This is a genomic window from Rariglobus hedericola, from assembly GCF_007559335.1.
GTDB lineage: Bacteria > Verrucomicrobiota > Verrucomicrobiia > Opitutales > Opitutaceae > Rariglobus > Rariglobus hedericola.
Genome location: NZ_VMBG01000001.1, coordinates 105,208 through 127,449, shown reverse-complemented (window position 1 = coordinate 127,449; position 22,242 = coordinate 105,208). Strand labels below are relative to the sequence as shown.

The following is a 22,242-nucleotide window of genomic DNA, read 5'->3' as shown; positions in this document are numbered from 1 at the left end:
CCCGCTCCCGCTCCAAAAAAGAAGTCCGTTGGCAAACCTGTTAAACCGGCCGTGAAAAAGTCTCCACCGAAGCCCGTCAAGGCCTCGAAAATCTCTCCAAAAAAAGCTCCCGCCAAGAAACCGATTGCCGCCAAAGCGGTCACAAAGAAACCAGCAATCCTCAAGAAACCGGTGGCCAAACCCGTCACCAAATCAAAATCCTCTCCCGCCGCCAAGCCGGCCCCTAAGTCCGTAGCACCTGTGAAGTCCGACAAATCCAAAGCACCCGCTCCTTCTTCTTCCAAAGTCGAAAAAACTCCCGTCAAGCCCGCCGCCGCCGCTCCCAAGGCCGCCGTCTCGGCCAAGTCCTCGGCACGCGACAGCCTGCGCAGCCGCATCCTCGAAAAGAGCAAGGCCAAGGAAAAAGTCCGCCCGATCGCCTTCTCCCTCGATGAGATTCGCGAAATCGCCAAGACCGCCAAAGTCGAGGTCGACACCAAGTCGGTCGCCGCGAAGACCACCACCAAGACCACCAAGCTGATCACCGCTTCGACGGTCATCGCCAAGCCCGCGCAGCCCCATCACATCAAGGCCGCCTCCCTCGCCGACATCCTGGGCTTCAATCCCAAGAAAAAACAGGTCCCGCACGACGACTCCTTGGACATCCCCGAGAAATTCCTGCGCTACTACAAACTCCTGATCGAGCTGCGCAACCACCTCACCGGCCAGATCGACACCCACTCCGAGGAGACCCTGAAGCGTTCGTCCAAAGACGACTCGGGCGATCTCTCCAGCTACGGCCAGCACATGGCCGACGCCGGCACCGACACCTTTGACCGCGACTTCGCGCTCTCCCTCGTGTCCTCCGAACAGGAAGCCCTTTCCGAAGTCGAGTCCGCCATCAAGCGCATCAAAGACGGCAGCTACGGCATCTGCGAAAACACCCAGAAGCCCATCGCCAAGGAGCGTCTGCTCGCCGTGCCGTTTACCCGTTACTCGGCCGAAGCCCAAAAAGATATCGAGCGCAACCGCATGCGCTCCCGTTCCCAAGCCGGCCTCTTCGGAGAACTCGGCGAAGAAGGCGGCACGTTGTCCGCCGGCAGCAGCGGCGACGGCGACGACGAATGAGCCCCGCGTCCATCACGCCTCCTCCAGATATCCAACCCACGCCGACCGCCACTCCTCAAGTGGCGGTTTCGCGTTGGGAGCGCCTTCACGCGTATCAACTTCTCTGGTGGCTCAGCCTCGGCGTGTTCGTTCTCGACCAGCTCACCAAGGCGTGGATCTCCGCGACCCTGCCGTTTCCCACCTACGACCCCTCCGACGGCGCGATCACCGTTATCGATGGTTTTTTCTACATCACCCACGTCGGCAACACCGGCGCGGCGTGGAGCCTGTTTGCCGGCCAGACCACGATGCTCGCCTTGCTCGCCCTGATCACCCTCGGCGGAATCTATTATTGGCGCCGCGCCCTTGAGCTCAAAAAACGCCCCATCCAATTCGCCTTCGGCCTGCTCTGCGGCGGCATCATCGGCAACCTGGTTGACCGCTTGATCCACGGTCACGTGATCGATTTCCTCGATTTTCACTTTGGCGACTATGTGTATCCAACTTTCAACGTCGCCGATGCCGGCATCTGCGTGGGCGTCGTGATTTATTTGATCTACAGCCTGCGTGCCCCCGCACAGAGCTGAAGCCCAGCGCACCCTAGCTTTTCTTTATGGCTTCCCCCGACCTGCAGCGTCTTCGTGACCAGCTTCGTCGTCAGATCCTTTCAGTGTCTCCGCATAATTCGGACTTCCCCGTCGTCACCGGCGAGCCCCCGACACCGGCTGGAAATTGGGCAGACATTGATTACTCCACCCGCGCACGCGGAGTCTGGATGCCGCGCCTCCACCTTTTGCGCATGCAGAAGCTGGTCACCGAAGCGACCGCCGCCGGCAACACCGCCCATATCAATTTAGCCGTCGCCGCGCTGAAATGGTGGATCGAAAACGATCCGATGTCCGCCAACTGGTGGCACAATCAGATCGGCTCTCCACGTCTGCTCGCCCACTCGATGCTGTTGCTCGGTGAGCACGTGCCGCCCGATGTTCTCGCCCGCAGTCGCAAAATTTTCGACCGTGCCGGCAACTTTGTTCTGAAGGAAGATAACGTATCCCGTTCTCCATTTACCTGGACGGGCGCCAATCTCCTTTGGATTTCCGCCAACCAGGTTCTCGCCGGTGCGTTAACCGGCGACGAAGCCCTCATCGGCTCCGCCGTCTCCGCCGCCTTGCAGGAAGTGCGGATTTCCCCCCGCACCGAAGAAGGCATTCAAGTCGATGGCAGCTTCCACCAACATGGCCCGTTGCTCTACAACGGCGGCTACGGAAACTCCTTTCTCTGCGAGGGACTTTTCTTTTTTGAAAGCACCCACGGCACTCGTTGGGCCCCGGAGCCGCACTACCACGAGCTGATCGCCAATTTCCTCCTCGATGGCACGCGCTGGATGTTGCGCGGCGAGGATTACAATCACGGCTGCCGCGACCGTGAAATCACCCGCCCGCGCCAGACCAATATCAGCCTCGCTCCGGTCGCAGCGTTTCTCGCCGAAGCTGGCGGCACACGTCAGGCCGAGCTCCGCGATCTGGCCGATGCCCTACGCACGGGTGCAGCACCGGGCTGCCTGTCAGGCAACCGGATGTTTTACCGCGCCGATTTCATGGTGCAGCACGAAGCGGCGGCCTGCATTTCCGTCCGCATGCACTCCAAGCGCACCATCCGCGCCGAATGTTGCAACGACGAGGGCAAGCTCACCCACCACGTCGCCGACGGCCTCACCTACCTGTTGCGCGATGGATCGGAGTATCAGGACATCTTTCCGGTTTGGGACTGGCAGAAGCTCCCTGGCATCACCTGTCTGCAGACTCCGAAACCCGAACCGCGTCAGACCGTGGGCAACCGCGGTAACGCCGATCTCGTCGGTGGCGTGAGCAATGGTCGCCATGGAGCCTGCATGCAGCACCTGCGCTCCGATCACCTCAACGCGCACAAGAGTTGGTTCTTCGGTCCCGGCGGAGTCGTTTGTCTCGGTGCCGGCATCCGCAGTTCCTTCGCCGGTCCCGTGGTGACAACCCTCGATCAGAGCATCGTCCAAGGTCAGGTCGAGCGTGGTGACCGCTGGCTCCGCCACGGCCCGTGGGGATTTATTTTCCCCGAAGCGACCAAGGTCACGGTCGAATGCGGACCGAAGACCGGCTCATGGGATTTGATCGGCAGCAGCTTGAGCGACGCCGCGCAAGCCGACGTCTTCCTCGCGTATGTGAATCATGGCGACACGCCGGATAACGCCACCTACGCCTACCTCGTGACGACCGATGCCTCGGCTGACGAACTCACGACACTCGCCGCATCCCCCGCTTTCCAAATCGCCGCCAACACCGATAGCTGCCAGGCCGTGTGGTGGCCGGAAACCCACCTGCTTCAAGTCTCGTTTTTCTCCCCCGGTTCGGTGTCGTGGCTGCCCGGCTGCACGCTCACCGTGGATCGCGAATGCTGCGTGATGCTTCAATCCGATGGCTCGGGCGGATGGACGTTGGACGCCGCGGATATCAAACAATTCGGCGGACGCCTGTCTGTCGAATTGAGCAGTCCGTCCGGCCCAAGCAAACAAGGCACGGTCATTTTCCCTGAAGGCGATTACCTCGGTCAGACCGCCCGCATCACGCTATAACCGCAGGCCCGCGTGGATTACTCCACGTTGGCGATCTGCTCGCGGATGCGTTCGAGCTCATTCTTGAGCTCGATCACGTTCTTCGAGATTTCGAGGTCGTTGGCCTTGCTGCCGATCGTGTGAACCTCGCGACCGATTTCCTGCAAAATGAACTCGGACTTACGGCCGATTTCGCCGCCGGATTTCAGCAGCGCGGTGAACTGGTCAAAGTGACTGCGTAGACGCGTGAGTTCTTCGGTGATGTCGCAACGATCTGCAAACAGCGCGATTTCCTTGAGCACGCGTTCATCACTCACATCGAGCTCGAGGCCCGCTTCGCGCAGACGCTTGTGCAGCGCATCACGATAGCCGGCAGCGACCTGAGGTGCGCGTGCCGCCACCGCATTCACGTGACCGGTGAGCGTTTCCAAACGCTTCATAAAATCGACGAGCAGCGTCGATCCCTCCTTGGCTCGCATGGAGGCAAAACTTTTCAAGGCCTCGGCCAGTGTCTCAGCCAGCACCGGCTCGGCGATCTCGACATCGGGTAGCGACGATCCCTTGCGCTGGCTGTTGAGCAACGTGAGCAACAACTCGGGCGTGGGCGTGAACGTGACACCGCGACTGGAGGCAAATTGCGCGAGGCGCTTGAACAACGCGGCTGCGGCCGTCTCGTCCCAATCGATCTCGGTCACACCGGCGGCACCAGTCAGCTCGACATCAACATGCACTTTTCCACGCATCGCATTTTGACGGACGAGTTCGCCGACGAGGGGCTCAAGACTTTCCCATTCGCGCGGAAGTTTGACGGTCAGGTCGAGCGTCTTGCGATTCACCGAGCTGACTTGAACAGTAAGCGTATGCGTGCCGAGGGGAGCGGAAGCGCGGCCGTAGCCGGTCATCGATTTCATACCCAATCACTAACCGGCGATTGCGCGGATAACACGGCTAAAATCCTTCACCCCCACCCGCGCGCACGCGCGCAGCCGAGGTTAGAACAATTTTACGCCCAGCATCTTCGCGACCTGATTCACGTCCTTGTCGCCGCGACCGCTCAGGTTGATCAGCACGATCTTATCCTTCGGCAAAGCCTTGGCGCGCTTCAGACCTTCGACAATCGCATGCGTCGATTCGAGCGCGGGAATGATGCCTTCGAGACGGGAAACGAGCTGGAAGGTTTCCATCACCTCGTCATCCGTCGCGTAGGCGTAGCCGATGCGGCCGATGTCACGGTAATAGGCGTGCTCCGGCCCGATCGCCGCGTAGTCGAGACCGGCGCTCACGGAATGCGTGAGCTCGATCTGGCCATCCGGATTTTGGAGAATGTAGGTCTTGGAGCCTTGAAGGACGCCCAGTTTTCCGCCTTCAAAACGCGCGGCGTGCTCGCCCAGTTTGATGCCACGACCGCCGGCTTCGACGCCGATGAGTTTGACCGTGGCCTCCTGCAGGAAATCGAAGAACACGCCGATCGCGTTGGAACCGCCACCCACGCAGGCAACAATCTCGTCGGGCAAGCGTCCCTCGCGTGCGATGATCTGCTCCTTGGCCTCCTGGCCGATCACGCGGTGAAAATCGCGCACCATCATCGGATACGGATGTGCACCGAGCGCGGAGCCGAGGATGTAATGGGTGTCGCGCACATTGGTCACCCAATCACGCATCGCTTCGTTCACGGCGTCCTTGAGCGTTTTCTGGCCGGCTTCCACGCCGCGAACTTCAGCGCCCATGAGACGCATACGAAACACGTTCAAGGCCTGGCGCTCCATGTCGACGGCCCCCATGTAGATGACGCACTGCAGTCCAAATTTCGCGCAGACTGCGGCGGTCGCTACGCCGTGCTGACCCGCGCCCGTCTCGGCAATAATGCGCTTCTTGCCCATGCGGATGGCGAGCAACACCTGGCCGATGGCGTTGTTGATTTTGTGCGCACCGGTGTGCAGCAAATCTTCGCGCTTAAAAAAAATCTTCGCGCCGCCGCAGTGAGTGGTCAGGCGCTCCGCGTAATAAAGTTCGGTCGGACGGCCGGCGAATTCCTTGAGGTGGTGTCGCAGTTCGGCGCGGTAAAGGGGATCCGCCTTGGCCTGTTCATAGGCGGCGGTCAGCTCCTGCAGCGCGGTCATGAGCGTCTCGGGCACATAGACTCCGCCAAACTGGCCGAAATGTCCGGCGGCATCAGGCAGGGAGTGGCAATCAATCGGTGAGGTGGCGGCGCACATGGGAAAAATGAATGGAGCGACGAAGACAGGAGGACGCAAACGGGTTTTGGTCAAAAGAGGACCGCAAGGTCCACCCGTTTACTGAACCCAAAGCCAACCGACGGTTCCCGATTCGGCGAATCAGCCCTGCGAAACGCGGTTCTTCAAGAACGCGAGCACGTCCTGGAACTTGGCGCGGTTATCCTCGTCGGCGGCGACGAGATTTTCGTGCGCAGCGAGCACCAGACGCGCGCTCTCCAGTTCCCCCTTGTCAGGAGAACAGGGCAGTGCCGACGTGGTGTTGAGATTCAGGTCTGCGGTATCGGCATCGACGGTCAGCAGACGATGAAGACCCAAATTGCGGACGAGCTCGAGATTACGCGGCGCCATGCGGCAAAGCACGAGACTGCCCGGAGGCGTCTGCTTGCGCAATTTGAGGGCCACACCGGCCAGCACACCGAGAAAGGTGCTGTCCATGCTGGTGCAGTTGAGAAAATCCATCATGAAACGGGTTTTCCCCGCCGCGATGAGTTCGCTAAAGAAGTCGTTCAGGCAGGCGCTGTTTTGAAACGAGGCGCGGCCTTCGATACGGATCGCGACAGGGTCGGAACCGGCATCAACAAGGAACGTGGGTTTGGTGGCATCTGCCATGGTCTGAATAAATTAATCTAAACCGGACGAAATGCAAAGGCGCAAGACTGAGGGATACTACCCGCAGCCTTGCGCTTTTATTAGCGTGCTTAGTTAGCCGCGATGATCTGGCGGAGCACATACGGCAGGATGCCGCCGTGCTGGTAGTAATCGATCTCGATCGGAGTATCGATGCGGCAACGCACCGTGATGTTGTTCACCGAAGTATCCGAACGGGTGATACGGAGCGTCAAATCCTGCTGCGGCTTGATCGTCATGCCGAGGCCGATCACGTCGTAGGTCTCCGTGCCGTCGAGGCCGAGCGTCTGCGCCGTGGTGCCTTCGCTGAACTGGAGCGGGAGGACGCCCATGCCGACGAGGTTGGAGCGGTGGATACGCTCGAAGCTCTGGGCGACGACGATCTTAACACCAAGAAGGTTCGTGCCCTTGGCGGCCCAGTCACGGGACGATCCGGTGCCGTATTCCTGGCCGGCGATCACGATAAGCGGCGTGCCGTTTTCCTTGTGCTTGGCGGCTGCGTCGAAGATCGCGAGCTTCTCGCCCGTGGGTTGATAAATGGTGTTACCACCCTCTTCTCCACCGAGCATGAGGTTCTTGATGCGGACGTTGGCGAAGGTGCCGCGCGTCATGATGCGGTCGTTACCGCGACGCGAGCCGTAGGAGTTGAAGTCCTCGAACGAAACGCCGGCTTCTTGGAGGAAGCGACCGGCGGGCGAGCTCTTCTTGATGGCACCGGCGGGCGAGATGTGGTCGGTCGTGACCGAATCGCCAAAGATGCCGAGCGCGCGCGCACCGTGGATCTCGTTGATCGTGCCGGGCGTGAGCGAGAAGTTCGTGAAGAACGGGGGCTCCTGGATGTAGGTCGAATTCGCTTCGAACGAGTAAACGTTGCCCGTGGTCGAAGGGATTTCGTTCCACTTCGGGTTCTGCTCGGCGAAGTCGCTGTAGAGCTTGCGGAAGACCTCGGGCTTGAGCGCGGCCTGCATCTGGTTGCGCACTTCCTTCAGCGTCGGCCAGATGTCCTTCAGGTAAACGGGCTTTCCTTTTTTGTCCGTGCCGAGGGGCTCGGTGGCGAGATCGATGTCCACGCGGCCGGCCAGCGCGAAGGCCACGACCAGCGGAGGCGACATGAGGAAGTTCGACTTGATATTCTGATGGACGCGGGCCTCGAAGTTACGGTTGCCGGAGAGCACGGAGGCGGCGACGAGATCGTTCTTCACCACGGCCTCTTCGATGCGCGGATCGAGCGGGCCGGAGTTGCCGATACAGGTCGTGCAACCGTAGCCGACGGTCTGGAAACCGAGCTGGTCGAGATACGGGGCGAGGCCGGTCTTTTCCAAATAATCGGTGACCACGCGGGAACCGGGGGCGAGCGAGGACTTGACCAGCGGATTGACCGTGAGGCCGTGTTCGACGGCTTTCTTAGCGAGCAGACCGGCGGCGAGCATGACGCTCGGGTTGGAGGTGTTGGTGCAGCTCGTGATGGCGGCGATCAGCACGCTGCCGTGGCGGATATCGGTGCCAGCGACGTGAGCTTTGACGGTGACGAACTCATCCATCTTTTTGCCGAAGCCGTTTTCATTCACGGGACGGGAGAAGGCGGTGATGAATTCGTCTTTCATCGCGGTAAGCTCGATGCGGTCCTGGGGACGCTTCGGGCCGGCGACGCTGGGGACGACGTTGGAGAGATCGAACTCGAGCTCGGCCGAGTATTCGATGTCACCCTTCGCCGGGATGCCCCAGAGATTCTGGGCCTTGTAATAGGCCTCGTAGGTTTCGATGTCGGCATCGAGGCGGCCGGTGGCGCGAAGGTAGTTGGAGCACTCGGCGTCGATCGGGAAGAAGCCCATGGTCGCACCGTATTCGGGCGCCATGTTGGCGATGGTCGCGCGGTCGACGACGGGCAGCGCGGTGGCGCCGGGGCCGAAGAACTCGACGAACTTGCCGACGACCTTGTGCTTGCGGAGGAGCTGCGTGAGCGTGAGGGCAAGGTCGGTCGCGGTGACGCCTTCCTTGAGCGCGCCGGTGAGGTGCACTCCGACGACGTCAGGCGTGAGAAAATACACGGGCTGGCCCAACATGCCGGCCTCGGCTTCGATGCCGCCGACGCCCCAGCCAACGATGCCGATACCGTTGATCATCGTGGTGTGCGAATCGGTGCCGACGAGCGTGTCGGGATAGTAAACGCCGTGGGTGTCTTTGAGGACGCCCTTGGCGAGATACTCGAGATTCACCTGGTGCACGATGCCGATGCCGGGGGGAACAACCTTGAAAGTGTCGAAGGCCTGCATGCCCCACTTCAGGAACTGGTAGCGCTCACGGTTGCGGGAGAACTCGAGATCAAGGTTCTTCGCGAGGGCGTCGGCGGAACCGGCGAAATCCACCTGGACGGAGTGGTCCACCACGAGATCGACCGGCACGAGAGGCTCGATGATCTTGGGATTCTTGCCGAGTTTGACGACGGCCGAGCGCATCGCGGCGAGGTCGACGAGGAGCGGCACGCCGGTGAAGTCCTGAAGGACGATGCGGGCAACCACGAAGGGGATTTCCTCGGTGCGGGCGGACTTGGCCTGCCAGCGGGCGAGATCGCGAATGGCGAGCTCGGAGACTCGCTTGCCGTCACAATTGCGCAGGAGCGACTCGAGCACGATGCGGATCGAGACGGGCAACTTACTGATGGCAAAGCCGGCCTGCTCGAGAGCGGGCAACGAATAGAATTGATGGGAAGCTCCGTTGGCGGTGAAGGACTGGAGCGTGTTGAACGGGTTGGGAAGGCTCACGGAAAGGTCGGGTCTGGTCAGGTTGTCGGTTGGTGGAAAATAAAACCGCGCCACTGCAACAGGGCGCGATGAAGAGTTACTTGGAGAGGGCCGCTTTGACGGCTTCGAAATTCGGCAGGTGCTTGGGCGACTCGGTCTGCTCGGCATATTTCACGACGCCATCAATGCCGATGACGAACGCGGCGCGGGCGGAGGTGTCACCGATGCCGGCGAGACCGGGGAAAAGGACGTCGTAAGCCTTAGTGGTTTCCTTGTTCAGATCGGAGACCAGTGTAATCTTGATGTTGCTGGCCTTGGCCCAAGCTTCTTGAGCGAAGGGGCTGTCAACGCTGATGCCGATCACGTCGGCACCAAAACGGGTGTAGCCGCTCAAGCCATTGGAAACGTCGCAAAGCTCGTCGGTGCAGACGCTGGTGTAGGCGAGCGGGAAGAACAGCAAAACGGTCGGCTTTTTGCCAAAGTTGTCACTCAGCTTGATGTCTTTGAGACCTTCCGAGGTCTTCGTCTTGAGGGTGAAATCGGGAGCTTGGGAGCCGACAGCGATGGGCATGGGCGAGGTGTTTGAGTTAAGGTCGTTAAGCGGCGCAGCTTGCGCGTGAACAAGAGCGGCGACAATAGGACCCGCGGACGGGCGCCCGCAATCCGTTTTTACCTCTAGAAGCGACGATTCTAGTTTTCCTTGAACCAGCATTAGTTCCGCTGCGGACGAGGAGCAGACCAGCGAATGCCCAATCAGGGCGTCGCGGCTGTCGGGACCGGCTTCGGAACCCACTCGGCCAGCAGACGCTGGGCGACGGGGTAATCCGGCACCTTGGCCAGCAATTCCTTGAGCAGGAAAACGGCTTCGGGTATGCGCCCAGCGGCATGCAATTCGCGGGCGATCTCAATCGTGCGCGCAGAGCGCAACCGATCGCCATTGATGTAAAGCCGCGCCGACGACCGCAACGCCACCAAGTCCCCTGCCCGACCGCTGAAACGCACTTCGTCACGGGACAGGTCCGCCTCGCGGGCGTCGAGCCAAGCCGGTTTGGTGACACGAATCTCGCGAAGGTATTGCAACGCGCCCGCATAATCACCGGTCTTCGTCAGGGCTTCGAGTCGGGCCTCAAAATCAGCTGTCGTCACTTCGACTCGCGGGGTGCTCGGCGCAACCACGGTCGCCGCCGCAACCTGCGGACGAGGCAATGTCACCACCGGCTTCGAAACCAGTTCGGCGGCGGCAGCGAGCTCGATGTCGAGCTCCTTGCGCCACGTCTCGATGACGTTGTTTTGCGGATACATACCTTGGGCAAACGTAACGATCTCCCGCGCCGTCGTGAGCCGGCCGGCGCGCCGCATGTTGGTGATGGCATCCTTGTAAAAGCTAAGCGCGAACTGTCGCCCGCGCACCAGGCTCACGAGGTTCGACTGCGCGGCTTCACCAGAATCGAGGGCGGCTTTGATTTGCGCATCCATCAGGTCATACCACAGGGCGACCGACTCCGCTTTTTTATCCGATCCTTTGGCCTCGGCCAACACCGTCGAGGCCTCGCGCCACTCCCCTTTTTCCATCAACGCTTGCAGAAGAAACCGGCGGAACGGCTCCAGATCGAAACCTTGCTGGGCTGCATACTTCACCAGGTTTTCGAGCATCGGCCGTTCGGCGATCTCCGCCAGCGGCGCAGCCAGCATTTGCAAATACTGGGGCGTGCTTCCGAACCGCAGCAGGAACGAATCGAGCGAAGCGAAAGCCTCGTCACGACGGCCGGCCAGCAGTCGCTGCACGATGCCGTAAACATACGGACGCGGATCGGCCGGCGACAACTCACGCAACTCCTCGAGTGCGCGATCCATTGAGGCGGCATCTTTCGCTTCACGGAAGGCGCGGGCTTGCAGGCGCAAAATCTGCGGATCAAGGCGCGAACCGGCACGGTTCTGCCATTCGTTCAAGAATGCCAGCGCCGCATCGGGCTTACCTTCCTTGAGCAAGGCGAGCACGCGGAATTCGCTGATCGTGGGACTGCCCGATTCACCTTCGGCCTCGGCCAGCACGAGGGCCTCCGCCGGGCGGTCGGCAGCGAGCAACGCGCTGAGTTTTTGCTGAATGAGCCAGCGGTGGTCGGCGGCGTGGGCCGGATTGTTTCCGATCAGGGCCAGCGCGCGATCGCACGTGCGCAACCACCACTCATAGTTTTCACTTTGCGCGGCCGATTTGAGCATGGCCTCGACGTAGTCGCGCCCCGGATACTGGGTGCCGAGACCTCCGTCGTAAATCTCGATGGCTTGCTTGCGGGCCTTCATCGCGAGGAAGATTTCCGCGAGCACCAGGCGGCCTTTGATTTCTTCGGGATTGCGTGCGATGCCCACGCGAAGTTTCTGCAAGCCTTCGCTCCATTTGCGGGCCTTGATGTCGTCCATGCCTTCGGCGATCAGCGCCTGGCCACGCAGTTTTTCAATGCCGCTCCAGCGCGTCGGCAGCACCAGATCGGTGTAGCTGACGTAGTTATACGGGCGCCGGTCCAGCCAGAACCAAAGAGCCGCCGCGCCGGTGAAATACGCCACCACGGCAAGGCCCGCCAGCCACGCCAGCAGGCCGCGTCCACTGATAACGATGCCCTGCAAACGACTGCCCGATGTGCCGCGCGTGTAGAAACCGAAAAGCCCGAGATGCCAGTCGGCTTCGACGCGCTTCCCGTTCCAGCAGAGCTTAACCTTGGGCAGTGCCATCGGTTCGATTCAATCAGGACGCGCCGATGGTGGACTTGGCACCGCGCACCGACTCCGCGATGTTTTCCTGGTGCGGCTCGATGTCGCTCTTGTTCTGGTTGAACTTCATCGAGACGGTCTTGGACACACCGCGTTCTTCCATCGTCACGCCGTAGATCGCCTGCGCGGCCGAAACCGTGCGCTTGTTGTGCGTGATGATGATGAACTGGGAGTTGTCCACGAACTTGCCGAGGAGGTTCGTGAAACGGCCGATGTTCGATTCGTCGAGCGGAGCGTCCAACTCGTCGAGCAAACAGAACGGCGATGGCTTTACCATGTAGAGCGCGAAGAGTAGCGCCACGGCGGTGAGCGTTTTTTGTCCGCCGGAGAGAAGCGTGATGCCCTTCAATTTTGTGCCGGGCGGCTGCGCGGTAATCTCAATACCCGACTCCAGAATATCGTCGGTGACGATGAGTTCGAGGTTGGCAATACCGCCGCCGAACAACGTCTGGAACGTGTAGACGAAGTTCTTCTTAATTTGGTCAAACGTGATCTGGAACTGCTCCATCGAGGTCTTGTTAATCTCGTCGATGGTCTTCACCAGATCGCCCTTCGCCGTGTTCAAGTCGTCGCTCTGACCCTTGAGGAAATCGTAGCGCTGCTTGAGTTCGGCGTATTCTTCGATGGCGCCGGTATTGACCGCGCCCATGCCGGCGAGACGCTGACGCAGGGCATCGACCTCGGCCTTGACGGAATCCCAATCGGCGGAACTTTCCAACGCGACAAGATCTTCCTCGGTCGGATCGGGCTTCGGGCCTTTCTTTTTGCGGCGTTTGACCGGAGCACCCTCGGCGGTTTCCGCAGTCTGTTCGGTGGCTTCGCCTTCAACGGCGGGTGTTGCCTCAACGACGGCGGCAACCGCAGGCGCGGCGTGGCCGGCATCGTTGTCATCCTCGTCGTCATCGAGATCGAGCGCCTTCAAGTCAGGCGGATCATCCTCGGAGCGCCACAAGAGCGCACGCCAGTCATACTGGCCGACACGAATCTGGAATTCGCGCTGCACATCTTCCTCGATGAACTGGGCGCGGGACTTGTTTTGCGCGAGAGCGACTTCACAGCGGCTGAAGTCGGTCTGCGCTTTTTCGGCATCGGTGCGGATGCCTTCCTGCGAATTCTCGACACCACCGATCTCGCGCTCGACCTCCGTCAACTCCATGCGGATCTGCTCCACCTGCTGCTGCGCGACGACGAGGGTTTCGGCGATCTGCGCGGCGCGGGATTTCTGGTTATCGCTCTCGGCTTCGAGGGACGCGATCTGCTCGGTCCAGACTTCGATCTCCTGCTGACGCTGGACGAGGATTTCGGACAACTGGCGGCGGCGGCGCTCCATGTCGGCAATACCTCGGTCGAGGACTTCCACCTTCTGGCGACGGTCTGCCAGTTCGAGACGCGCCTGGGCGAGCGTGTCGCGCTTCACATCGCGATCCGTGCGCAGTTCGGTGATGCGTGTCTCGATTTCCTGAATACGGATGCGACCGGCCTCCACGGAGGTGCTGGCCTCGGTGAGTGCGGCCTGCGCACGCTCGAAACGGGCGAGTGTTTCGTTGCGCTGGGCTTCGAGACCCTGCAGCTCGGAATCCATGCGGTTGGCCTTGGTGCCGATCTCTTCGAGCGCGCGCTGGGCGTTGCGCTCTTCGGACTGGACGGTGGCGACGTTTTGCGAGGCTTCGAGCACCTCGGCGCGCTTGGCTTCGAGCGTGGTCTCGGCCTCGGCCAGGCGGGCGTTAAGGCTGTCGATGATCGCCTTCTGCTCGTCATGCGCCTTCTGGTCGTCGGCGAGCTGACGGGCGGTTTCGCGCAGATCGATTTCGCGCTGGACGATGCTGTTGTTGGACTTCTTGGCGAAGCCGCCAAACACGAGACCGCGACGGTCGACGATTTCGCCCTTGGCGGTGGCGACGGCGAGGAAACTGAAGGAGGGATTCTCGCGCCAGAAATCGAGGAACGCGTGCAGGTTCTCGGCCACGTAGCACGAGCCGAGCAGCGCGGCGGCGGGATGAGACGGATCCAGATTCAGCAGCGCGGCGGTCGCGGGGGTGACCCCGGCCGGCAGCGAACCGGCGGCGGTGGCCTGCGGGGCCAGTCCGGACACCTGAAGAACAGCCGCGCCGATCTGCTCGGATTCGAGCTGGGCGAGGATTTTTTGCGCGGTGGCGACGTCAGCAACGTTGATCGCTTCCACGGCGGAACCGAGGAGCGCTTCGATGGCCTTGGCGTGGGCCGGAGCGATTTCGAGCCCCTTGGTGATAGGCGTGGCAACGGTTTCGCCGAGCGTGGCGGCGAGGCGGCCCTGCAAGATGGCCTTGGCGCCCTCTCCGAAGCCTTCGAATTTTTCAGCGAGCTGCTTGAGCAGGTTCAGGCGCGCGGTGCGTTGGGCGAGCTGGCGGTCAATGTCCTGCAGCTTCTTCTGCGCCTCGCGGAATTCCTTGGTAAGATCGCCGATCTGGATCTGCACATCCTGGGTTTCCTGATGGGCTCGGGCCTTGGCGACCGTGGCCTCTTCGACGCGGGCGGAAAGCTCGGAGAGTTGCGCGGCGGCGGAGGATTGCTGCTGGCGGAGCTGCTCGAGTTCCTCCGCGACGGACGCATGGCGATGAGCAGAGGTTTTTTGGTCCACCTCGTAGCTGGAGCAATCGGTGCGGAGACGGGCGACGTTGCTCTCGAACTGGAGCATCTGGAACTTCGTCTGCTGGAGTTCCTGCTCGAGCTTCGTCAACTCGGCCTCGACGACGGCGAGTTCGCGATTGCGATCCTGGAAAACCGCGTCGGAACCGCCGAGAAGCGTGAGCTGCTCCTGCTTGTCCTGCGCGCCGGTATCGACCTGCGAGGACAACTCGTGGAGCTGCATCTCGAGCTCGCCAAAATTCGCGCGGGACGACTCAAGGCGATCGGTGAGACCGGAACGCTTGATGTGCGAAAGGTTGGAGGCGTTCTCGGCCTGCTCTTTCTCGGAGCGAAGATCGAAGACGGCCTGCTGGGCTTCTTGCACGCGCTGGTTGAGCTGGCTGCGACGAGCTTTCTGACCTTCGAGCGTGGACTGCTGCTGGTGCAGGTGCGTGCGGCGGGTCTCGGCGGCGGCGCGGAGCTGGATGACCTGCTCCTCGAGTTGCGTGAGCGCGGTGCTGACCTGCGTGAAATTATAACCGTGATGCGCGAGCGCGAGATGGCGGAGACGCCAGCTGAGTTTTTTGTGACGCAGCGCCTTGGAAGCCTGCCGACGCAGCGAACCGATTTGACGGCCGATTTCAGCGACCACATCGGCAACGCGCACGAGATTCGTCTCGGTCAGCGTAAGCTTGGCGAGGGCCTCTTTGCGCTGGGATTTATACTTGGTGATACCGGCGGCTTCTTCGAAAACGGCGCGGCGTTCCTCGGGCTTCGAGGAGAGAATCTGGTCGATCTGGCCCTGCGCCATGATCGAGTAGGACGTGCGGCCGATGCCGGTGTCCATGAACAGCTTTTGGATGTCTTTCAGGCGGCACGGCTGGCCGTTGAAGAAATATTCGCCGCCGCCATCGCGGTAAACGCGACGCATGATCTCGATCTCGTGGAATTCGCTGCCGAGTTGTTTTTCGCAATCGGTGAGCAGCAACGAGACTTCGCAGAGCTGGGCGGGTTTGCGGGTGTCGGCACCCTCGAAGATGACGTCCTGCATCTTGCCGCCGCGGAGGGCCTTGGCGCTTTGTTCGCCCAGCACCCAGCGGATGGCGTCGGCCACGTTGGACTTGCCGCAGCCGTTGGGACCGACGATTGCCGTGACGCCCGGTTCGAAACGAAGGGTGCTGGGGTCGGCAAAGGACTTAAAACCGTGAAGCTTGAGCGCCTTGAGATACATGAAAAGAAACGGGCATTGAGACGCCGTGCCCGCACGCGGCAAACGCAAATTTCGGGACGTTTTGACGGATATGTAACGACTTTCCACTTCCGTCCGCTGCCTGCCCGCTCCTTCCGAAGCCCATCAGGCGCAACTGACGACGAAATCGCCCGTGAAGTTGCCAGCGGACATTTCCCGCCTATTTGAGACTCAATGGCTTCCCGTTTCGCGCCCACCCAGGATATTCCGATCAAACGGATCATGCCCTGGTTGGTCGCCGTCGCTCTCTTTATGGAGCAACTCGACGCCACTATCGTGAATACCGCCGCACCCACCATGGCGGCCGCGTTGGAGGTCGAGCCTCTCAGCCTCAAAGGCGTGCTCACCAGTTATACGCTGGCACTGGCGGTCTTTATTCCAATCAGCGGCTGGATGGCGGACCGGTTCGGCACAAAACGCATCTTCGTGCTGGCCATCGCGCTCTTCACCGCGGGGTCGTTGCTCTGCGGGCTGGCGGTCAATGTCCCCATGCTCGTGGCCTCACGCATCCTGCAAGGCATCGGCGGCGCAATGATGACGCCCGTCGGCCGCCTCGCACTCGTGCGCACGTTTCCGCGCTCCGAAATGATCACCGCGATGAACTATGTGATCATCCCTGCCCTCATCGGTCCACTCATCGGGCCGTTCGTCGGCGGCTTGATCGTTCACTGGCTCCCGTGGAGGATGATTTTCTTTATCAACCTCCCGTTCGGTCTGGCCGGACTCTGGCTGGCGCGGCGCTACATGCCCGACTACCGGCAGGAGAATACGCCGCCGCTGGACCGTCTCGGCTTCATCCTGTTCGGCACCGGCATCGCGCTTCTTTCCTATGTGCTCGAAGTGCTCGGCGATCATCAACTGGGCGTAACCTCCGTCCTGCCGCTCGGCGTATTGGCCTGCACGTTACTCGGGGCCTACGTCTGGCATGCGATGCGCATCAAAAACCCACTGCTCACGCTCAATCTTTTTCGCGTGCGCACCTTTCGGGTGTCCGTCGTCGGTGGCACGGTCACGCGTCTCGGCATCGGCGGAATGCCCTTTTTGCTGCCGCTGCTTTATCAGATCGGCCTCGGATTCAAACCGTGGCAAGCCGGCCTGCTCACCATGCCACAGGCAGCCGCCGCGATCGGCATGAAAATCCTCAGCAAACCCCTGCTCGCACGCTACGGCCACCGCCGCGTGCTCATCGTCAACACGCTCCTGCTCGGCTGTCTGATCACCGTCTTCACGCTCGTCGGTCCGGCCACGCCGATCTGGGCAATCCTGCTGATCAGCCTCACCCAAGGTTTCATCTCGGCGCTTCAGTTCACGAGTATCAATTCACTGGTTTACGCCGACATCAGCGATGCCGATGCCAGCAAGGCCAGCAGCATCGCGAGCACCGGCCAGCAGCTCTCGCTCAGCTTTGGTGTGGCCCTCGGCTCGGTCGTCGCGGCGTGGTTTTTGCAAGGCGTGCCGCAGACCGACCACCCGCAGCTCATCAGTGCGCTGCACCACGCGTTTCTCGTGCTCGGCGTCGTCACGATGTTGTCCACCTTGTGCTTCGCGGCCCTGCGCGGCAACGACGGCAACAACGTCAGCAATCACACCAGCCGCGCCAAGGCCCTTGCGGACAACAACCGAGAACAGCCGGTGCGCGTAGGCGCGTGATTAATGACGTGTGACCCGACTAAAAGTCCACGCCGAGAAACACTTTCAGTTTCGACAGATCGCCACCCTGCAACTCGGGGGCGTTCACCCGGTATTCATGGCGGACGCCGATCCACCAAAAGTCGTTCAGGTGTTTGGTGATCTCCAGTTCGTTGCCGATACCCTGTTCGTCCCCGTTGCTATACCACAGGATCTGACCGCGATCGCGAATGGATACACGCCACGGAAAATCGAGCTCGGCCTCCACGAACACCGACTCGCTCCGCAGAGACAGGCTGGCGTCATAATTGAGCAGATCGATGTTGTAGAACGACTCGGCCGCACCGACTCGCAAAATCGAACCCGGACGATCAATCACGCGAATACCCGCGCCCAGTTCGTTGCGAAGATATTGATAATCCAGCGGCAGTCCTTGGTAGGTGAACTGACGGTTGAGTTCATAATACGGCAGATATTGGACGAACCACCACCGCCCGATGTCGTGCCGGTAATAGTTCTTAAGCTTTAACAGATCGGATGTCGCCCGGCCATTCTCAGACTTGTATTCATAACGCGGCTCAAAACGCAGTTCATCCCGCGCCCATTTTCGCTCGGCGCGCAGCTCAAAGATCCACTCCGCCTTGTTCGTCGTGTCTTCGATCAGCTCCGTGGAAAACGCCAGCCGGACATGCCAGGGGATTTTCTTGGACGCCGGATCCGGCTTGGACGCCATCGCCAATTGCGCGACGTCAGCCGAGGCATCGGCCCTCACCACATTCCCCGCCGATGCATTCTCTTCGGCCGCTGCTTGAACCTGCACGGTGTCTTCCCGCTCAAGGGTTACATTACCGCGCGGAATCCGCATCACGCCGAAGCGCTCGGTATCGAAAACCAGCACGTCTCCCTCCTCGGCAACCATCGTGCCCTTGAGACGGTCGCCATTGTTTTTGAATACAAGGGTGTCGGCACGAGCCCCCGGCAACGTCGCCGCCAAAACGGTCGACACTCCAGCCACAAGCAACAGGCATCGGAAACGCATGTTCGATGAATGAATTTTAGCGTTAACTCACTTGTGATCCCACGGCAGCGCGATCTTCAGGCGCGGGTGCTCCCAGACTTTGAAGAGCGTGAACATTTTCCCGGGATTGAGGATACCGTTCGGATCGAGCGCATCTTTAACCGCACGCATCGCCTTGATCTGCGCCGGCGAATGCTGGAGCGGCATAAACGGCGTCTTCGCCAAACCGATACCGTGCTCGCCCGAGATCGCTCCGCCGAGCTTCACCACGCCCGCCATGAGTTGTCCCACGGCTTTCTCAGCACGCAGATACTCGGCATGGTTTTCACGGTGATACATGATGTTCACGTGAAGATTGCCGTCCGCCAGATGCCCGAAGGTCGGAATCGGCAGACGCGAGGATTTGCGAAGTTTGTCGAGGAACGCGGCGAACTTTTCGTAGCTACGCATGGGCACCACGATGTCCTCATTTAACTTCGAATCGCCCAGCGCAAACATCGCGCCCGAACACTTGCGGCGCACGTCCCACAATTCCTCGGCCTCGGCGCGGTCGCGCGCCTCGCGATACGCCGTCGTGTGGGCCTTCGCCCACGCCAGCACGGTTTCCTTAGTCTCGGCGACCTCGCTGGCCGTGCCCGCAAGCTCCAATAAAATCACCGGACGACCCGCTTGCCCCGCGAACACCGTCTTGCCGGTTTTCGCCTCGGCGCATTGCACCGCATAACGGTCCAAAAATTCACAGATCGCCGGCTGCACACGCTGGCCGAACAACACCCGGATCGCCCGAAACGCCGCCGCTTCGTCCGCAAACGATGTCAGCAACGTCCACCGCGCCGCCGGCAGCGGAATCAGTTTCAACGTCGCCTCGGTTACCACGCCCAGCATGCCCTCGGCCCCGATCCACAAATCGCGCAGGTTGAAACCCGACGAAAACTTCTTCGTCGCCGTTCCCCATTCCACATATTCACCGGTCGGCAAAAAGCCTTTCAGCGCCAGCACGAAGTCGCGCGTCACTCCGTATTTTCCGCCGTGCATGCCGCCCGCGTTGCACGCGATGTTGCCGCCGATGGTGCAGAATTTCTTCGACGCCGGGTCGGGCGGATAAAACCAGCCCAACGCTTCGACGGCCTTGTGAATGTTCTCGATCACCGCACCGGCCTGCACGTGTGCAAACCCCGCCTCGGCATCCACCGTGATTTTATTCCATCCCGACAAATCGAGCACCCAGCCGCCCGCAATCGGCGAACCTGAGCCCGTCAGCGAAGAACCCGCCCCGCGCGCCGTCACCGGCACTTTATACTTATTGGCCAGCGCCAGAACCTCGGCGATCTCCGCCTTGGTCTTCGGCTTGATCACCGCCTCGGGAAGAAACGATAATTTACTCCCGTCAAACGACGCCGCGAACACCGCGTCGTGGTCGGTCGTCACGCGACGGCCGAGTTTGCCTTTGAGTTTCCGAGTCGCTGGTCCGAAGGATGGCATGGAAGTGTTTTCACATTCCAGCGATAGTCCCCGCGCTTCAACCCGATAAAACTGCCGCTTTCCCCATTTCCATGACCCGCGTCCTCCTCACGACCACGTCCTTCCAAGACACACCCGGCATCCATCACGACATGCTCGCCGCCGCCGGCTTCGAGATCGTCCGCGAACGCGGTCCGCTCCCCGAGTCCCGCATGCTGGAACTCGCCGGCCAGTTCGACGCCTACCTCTGTGGCGACGACGCCATGACCCGCGCCGTCATGGAAAAATCCCTCCCGCGCCTCAAGGTCATCTCCAAATACGGTATCGGCCTCGACAAGATCAACCTCAAGTCCGCCAAAGACCTCGCCCTCCCCGTCCTCTTCACCCCCGGCGTCAACCACACCACCGTCGCCGAACACACCTTCGCCCTCCTCCTCGCCGTCGTCCGCAACCTCGTCGTCGAGGCCAACCACGTCGCCGCCGGCCGCTGGACGCGCATCACCGGCAACGAAGTCTGCGGCAAAACCCTCCTGCTCATCGGCCTCGGCCGCATCGCCAAAGAAGTCGCCGTCCGCGCCCGCGCCTTCGGCCTCCGCGTCATCGTGTTCGCCAACTACTGGGACGAAGACTTTGCCCGCTGGCAGGGAATCGAACGCGTCTCCAACCTCGACGACGCCCTCCGCCAAGCCGACTTCGTCTCCCTCCACACCAAGCTCACCGCCGAGACGAAGGGCCTCCTCGACGCCCGCCGTCTCGCCCTCCTCCCGAAGGGTGCCGTGATCGTCAACACCGGCCGCGGCGAACTCATCGACCTCGACGCCCTCGTCGCCGCCATCAAGTCCGGCCACATCCGCTACGGCGCCGACGTCCTCGACCAGGAGCCCCCGCCCGCCGACCACCCGCTGCTCGGCCTGCCCGGCACCGTGATCACGCCCCACATCGGCAGCCGCACCCACGAAAGCGTCCAACGCCAGGCCTCCTGCGCCGTCGAAAACCTCACTCTGTTCCTCGCCGGCAAAACCCCCATCGCCCGCGCCGTCTGATACTCCGACTACTCACTACCCGCTACTTTTACAGCCATCCCCATGCCCGAAACCTACCACGTCGTCCCCGAAGCCTCCCACAACGCCCTCGTCGCCGCCGCGTATCAACATCGCGGATACCTCGCCGACGAGTCCGCCGAAGGCGCCCGCTTCTGCGCCGAAGCCTCCCGCCACGGCATCCGCACCCACAACGGCCTCAAGGCCCTCCACCTCGACCACCTCTTCGGCTCCGGCTCGAAAGGCTGCGTCCCCGGCGCTCAAATCGAAGAACGCCCCTCGCGTTTTCCCTCCGCCAAAATCTGGAACGCCAACAAAAAGCTCGGCCAGGCCACCGCCTACCGCGCCATCGACGAAGCCATCCGCCTCGCCGACATCTATGGCGTCGGCACCGTTTCCGTGGACAACGCCTTCCACTACCTCTGGGGTGCCGGCTACGTCATGGACGCCGCCCGCCGCGGTTACATCGCCTACACCAACTGCACCGCCGCGCTCGCCGAGGTCGTGCCCTTCGGCGGCAAGTTCCCCACCCTCGGCACCAACCCCCACTCCTGGGGCTTCCCCACCACCGAGGCCATCGGCTTCCCGATGGTGATCGACTGGGCCACCTCCGTCATCGCCATGGGCCGCGTCCAGCAACTCAAGCGCGAAGGCAAACAACTCCCCCCGCTCGCCGCCGTGGACAAAAACGGCCAGCCCACCACCAACCCCGACGACGTCGCCGCCCTGCTCCCCTTCGGCGCGCACAAAGGCTACGGTCTCTCCCTCATGAACGAGGTCGTCGGCGCCTTCATCGGCGGCTCGCTCCCCACCATCCGCAACCGCTGGGACAAAGTCCCCGAGGGCGAAAAAGGCACCTGCGCCTTCTTCTTCCAAGTCATCCACCCCGAAGCCCTCGGCTCCGGACTCTTCGCCAAAGGCCGCGACCAGCAGGCCAACATCAAAGCCGTGCTCGCCGACGTCATGGGCCACGGCAACGACGGCGCCATCATCCCCGGCCAGATCGAAGCCAACTTCGCCAAACACACCGCCACCGCCGGCGGCCTGCTCTTCACCCCAGCCGAAGTCGAAGCCTTCAACGAGATCGCCCGCGAATGCGCCCAACCCGAGTGGAACCTCGCCTCCCTCAAGTCCTACACGGTCTGAAGAGAGACGATAGTCTAGAGCCAGCACTCCGAACTCGCTTGCTCTAGACTC

15 protein-coding genes are annotated in these 22,242 nt (G+C 61.5%); 6 read left to right on the top strand and 9 right to left on the bottom strand.

From position 1 onward, the window contains the following. Positions 1 to 51: 51 nt before the first annotated feature. The 3 genes from FPL22_RS00620 to FPL22_RS00610 are packed head-to-tail and all read left to right on the top strand — an operon-like array spanning position 52 to position 3,694. Entirely contained in the window at positions 52 to 1,107 is a 1,056-nt protein-coding gene (locus tag FPL22_RS00620) for a TraR/DksA family transcriptional regulator (RefSeq protein WP_162525143.1), read from the top strand. Continuing rightward, entirely contained in the window at positions 1,104 to 1,673 is a 570-nt protein-coding gene (lspA, locus tag FPL22_RS00615) for a signal peptidase II (protein WP_144228184.1), read from the top strand. Before FPL22_RS00620 ends, lspA begins: the two co-directional genes overlap by 4 nt. 26 nt (positions 1,674 to 1,699) lie before the next feature. Further along, entirely contained in the window at positions 1,700 to 3,694 is a 1,995-nt protein-coding gene (locus FPL22_RS00610; protein WP_144228183.1) for a polysaccharide lyase family 8 super-sandwich domain-containing protein, read from the top strand. 17 nt (positions 3,695 to 3,711) lie between these two features. Here FPL22_RS00610 and FPL22_RS00605 read toward each other — a convergent pair whose 3' ends face one another. The 7 genes from FPL22_RS00605 to smc form a co-directional block, all read right to left on the bottom strand. After that, positions 3,712 to 4,584 (bottom strand): YicC/YloC family endoribonuclease, encoded by an 873-nt coding sequence (locus tag FPL22_RS00605; RefSeq protein ID WP_144228182.1) that lies wholly within the window; start codon positions 4,582 to 4,584, stop codon positions 3,712 to 3,714. Between the two features lie 81 nt (positions 4,585 to 4,665). Further along, the gene (trpB, locus tag FPL22_RS00600; protein ID WP_144228181.1) at positions 4,666 to 5,889 is read right to left on the bottom strand and encodes a tryptophan synthase subunit beta; all 1,224 of its coding nucleotides are present in this window, start codon (positions 5,887 to 5,889) and stop codon (positions 4,666 to 4,668) included. Positions 5,890 to 6,009: 120 nt separating this feature from the next. Continuing rightward, entirely contained in the window at positions 6,010 to 6,519 is a 510-nt protein-coding gene (locus tag FPL22_RS00595) for an STAS domain-containing protein (protein WP_144228180.1), read from the bottom strand. A gap of 89 nt (positions 6,520 to 6,608) precedes the next feature. Beyond that, entirely contained in the window at positions 6,609 to 9,299 is a 2,691-nt protein-coding gene (gene acnA, locus FPL22_RS00590; RefSeq protein ID WP_203235090.1) for an aconitate hydratase AcnA, read from the bottom strand. Between the two features lie 76 nt (positions 9,300 to 9,375). After that, complete coding sequence (locus FPL22_RS00585; protein ID WP_144228178.1) at positions 9,376 to 9,849, bottom strand: redoxin domain-containing protein; 474 nt, start codon at positions 9,847 to 9,849, stop codon at positions 9,376 to 9,378. A gap of 182 nt (positions 9,850 to 10,031) precedes the next feature. After that, positions 10,032 to 12,005 (bottom strand): tetratricopeptide repeat protein, encoded by a 1,974-nt coding sequence (locus FPL22_RS00580; protein ID WP_144228177.1) that lies wholly within the window; start codon positions 12,003 to 12,005, stop codon positions 10,032 to 10,034. Positions 12,006 to 12,018: 13 nt separating this feature from the next. Further along, a complete protein-coding gene (gene smc / locus FPL22_RS00575) occupies positions 12,019 to 15,879 on the bottom strand; it encodes a chromosome segregation protein SMC (protein ID WP_144228176.1) in 3,861 nt (1,286 codons plus the stop codon). Positions 15,880 to 16,071: 192 nt separating this feature from the next. Here smc and FPL22_RS00570 point away from each other — a divergent pair, with 192 nt between their 5' ends. Then, positions 16,072 to 17,547: a DHA2 family efflux MFS transporter permease subunit gene (locus FPL22_RS00570; protein WP_144228175.1), complete on the top strand. Its 1,476-nt coding sequence runs from the start codon at positions 16,072 to 16,074 to the stop codon at positions 17,545 to 17,547. A gap of 19 nt (positions 17,548 to 17,566) precedes the next feature. On the opposite strand, the gene FPL22_RS00565 is transcribed toward FPL22_RS00570, so the two are convergent. Then, a complete protein-coding gene (locus FPL22_RS00565) occupies positions 17,567 to 18,565 on the bottom strand; it encodes a hypothetical protein (RefSeq protein WP_144228174.1) in 999 nt (332 codons plus the stop codon). Positions 18,566 to 18,592: 27 nt separating this feature from the next. Then, a complete protein-coding gene (locus tag FPL22_RS00560) occupies positions 18,593 to 20,026 on the bottom strand; it encodes an FAD-binding oxidoreductase (protein WP_144228173.1) in 1,434 nt (477 codons plus the stop codon). A 71-nt stretch (positions 20,027 to 20,097) separates the two neighbouring features. Between FPL22_RS00560 and FPL22_RS00555 the strand changes: the two genes are divergently transcribed. Beyond that, positions 20,098 to 21,048, top strand: coding sequence for a phosphoglycerate dehydrogenase (locus tag FPL22_RS00555; RefSeq protein WP_144228172.1), 951 nt, complete (start codon positions 20,098 to 20,100; stop codon positions 21,046 to 21,048). 42 nt (positions 21,049 to 21,090) lie between these two features. Next, complete coding sequence (locus tag FPL22_RS00550; RefSeq protein ID WP_144228171.1) at positions 21,091 to 22,191, top strand: Ldh family oxidoreductase; 1,101 nt, start codon at positions 21,091 to 21,093, stop codon at positions 22,189 to 22,191. Positions 22,192 to 22,242 lie beyond the last annotated feature (51 nt).

Coding starts and splice junctions, on each gene's coding strand:
- FPL22_RS00585 (WP_144228178.1), bottom strand. CDS start 9,849: ATGCCCATCGCTGTCGGCTCCCAAGCTCCCGATTTCACCCTCAAGACG.
- lspA (WP_144228184.1), top strand. CDS start 1,104: ATGAGCCCCGCGTCCATCACGCCTCCTCCAGATATCCAACCCACGCCG.
- FPL22_RS00555 (WP_144228172.1), top strand. CDS start 20,098: ATGACCCGCGTCCTCCTCACGACCACGTCCTTCCAAGACACACCCGGC.
- FPL22_RS00595 (WP_144228180.1), bottom strand. CDS start 6,519: ATGGCAGATGCCACCAAACCCACGTTCCTTGTTGATGCCGGTTCCGAC.
- FPL22_RS00560 (WP_144228173.1), bottom strand. CDS start 20,026: ATGCCATCCTTCGGACCAGCGACTCGGAAACTCAAAGGCAAACTCGGC.
- trpB (WP_144228181.1), bottom strand. CDS start 5,889: ATGTGCGCCGCCACCTCACCGATTGATTGCCACTCCCTGCCTGATGCC.
- FPL22_RS00550 (WP_144228171.1), top strand. CDS start 21,091: ATGCCCGAAACCTACCACGTCGTCCCCGAAGCCTCCCACAACGCCCTC.
- FPL22_RS00565 (WP_144228174.1), bottom strand. CDS start 18,565: ATGCGTTTCCGATGCCTGTTGCTTGTGGCTGGAGTGTCGACCGTTTTG.
- FPL22_RS00580 (WP_144228177.1), bottom strand. CDS start 12,005: ATGGCACTGCCCAAGGTTAAGCTCTGCTGGAACGGGAAGCGCGTCGAA.
- FPL22_RS00610 (WP_144228183.1), top strand. CDS start 1,700: ATGGCTTCCCCCGACCTGCAGCGTCTTCGTGACCAGCTTCGTCGTCAG.
- FPL22_RS00570 (WP_144228175.1), top strand. CDS start 16,072: ATGGCTTCCCGTTTCGCGCCCACCCAGGATATTCCGATCAAACGGATC.
- smc (WP_144228176.1), bottom strand. CDS start 15,879: ATGTATCTCAAGGCGCTCAAGCTTCACGGTTTTAAGTCCTTTGCCGAC.
- FPL22_RS00605 (WP_144228182.1), bottom strand. CDS start 4,584: ATGAAATCGATGACCGGCTACGGCCGCGCTTCCGCTCCCCTCGGCACG.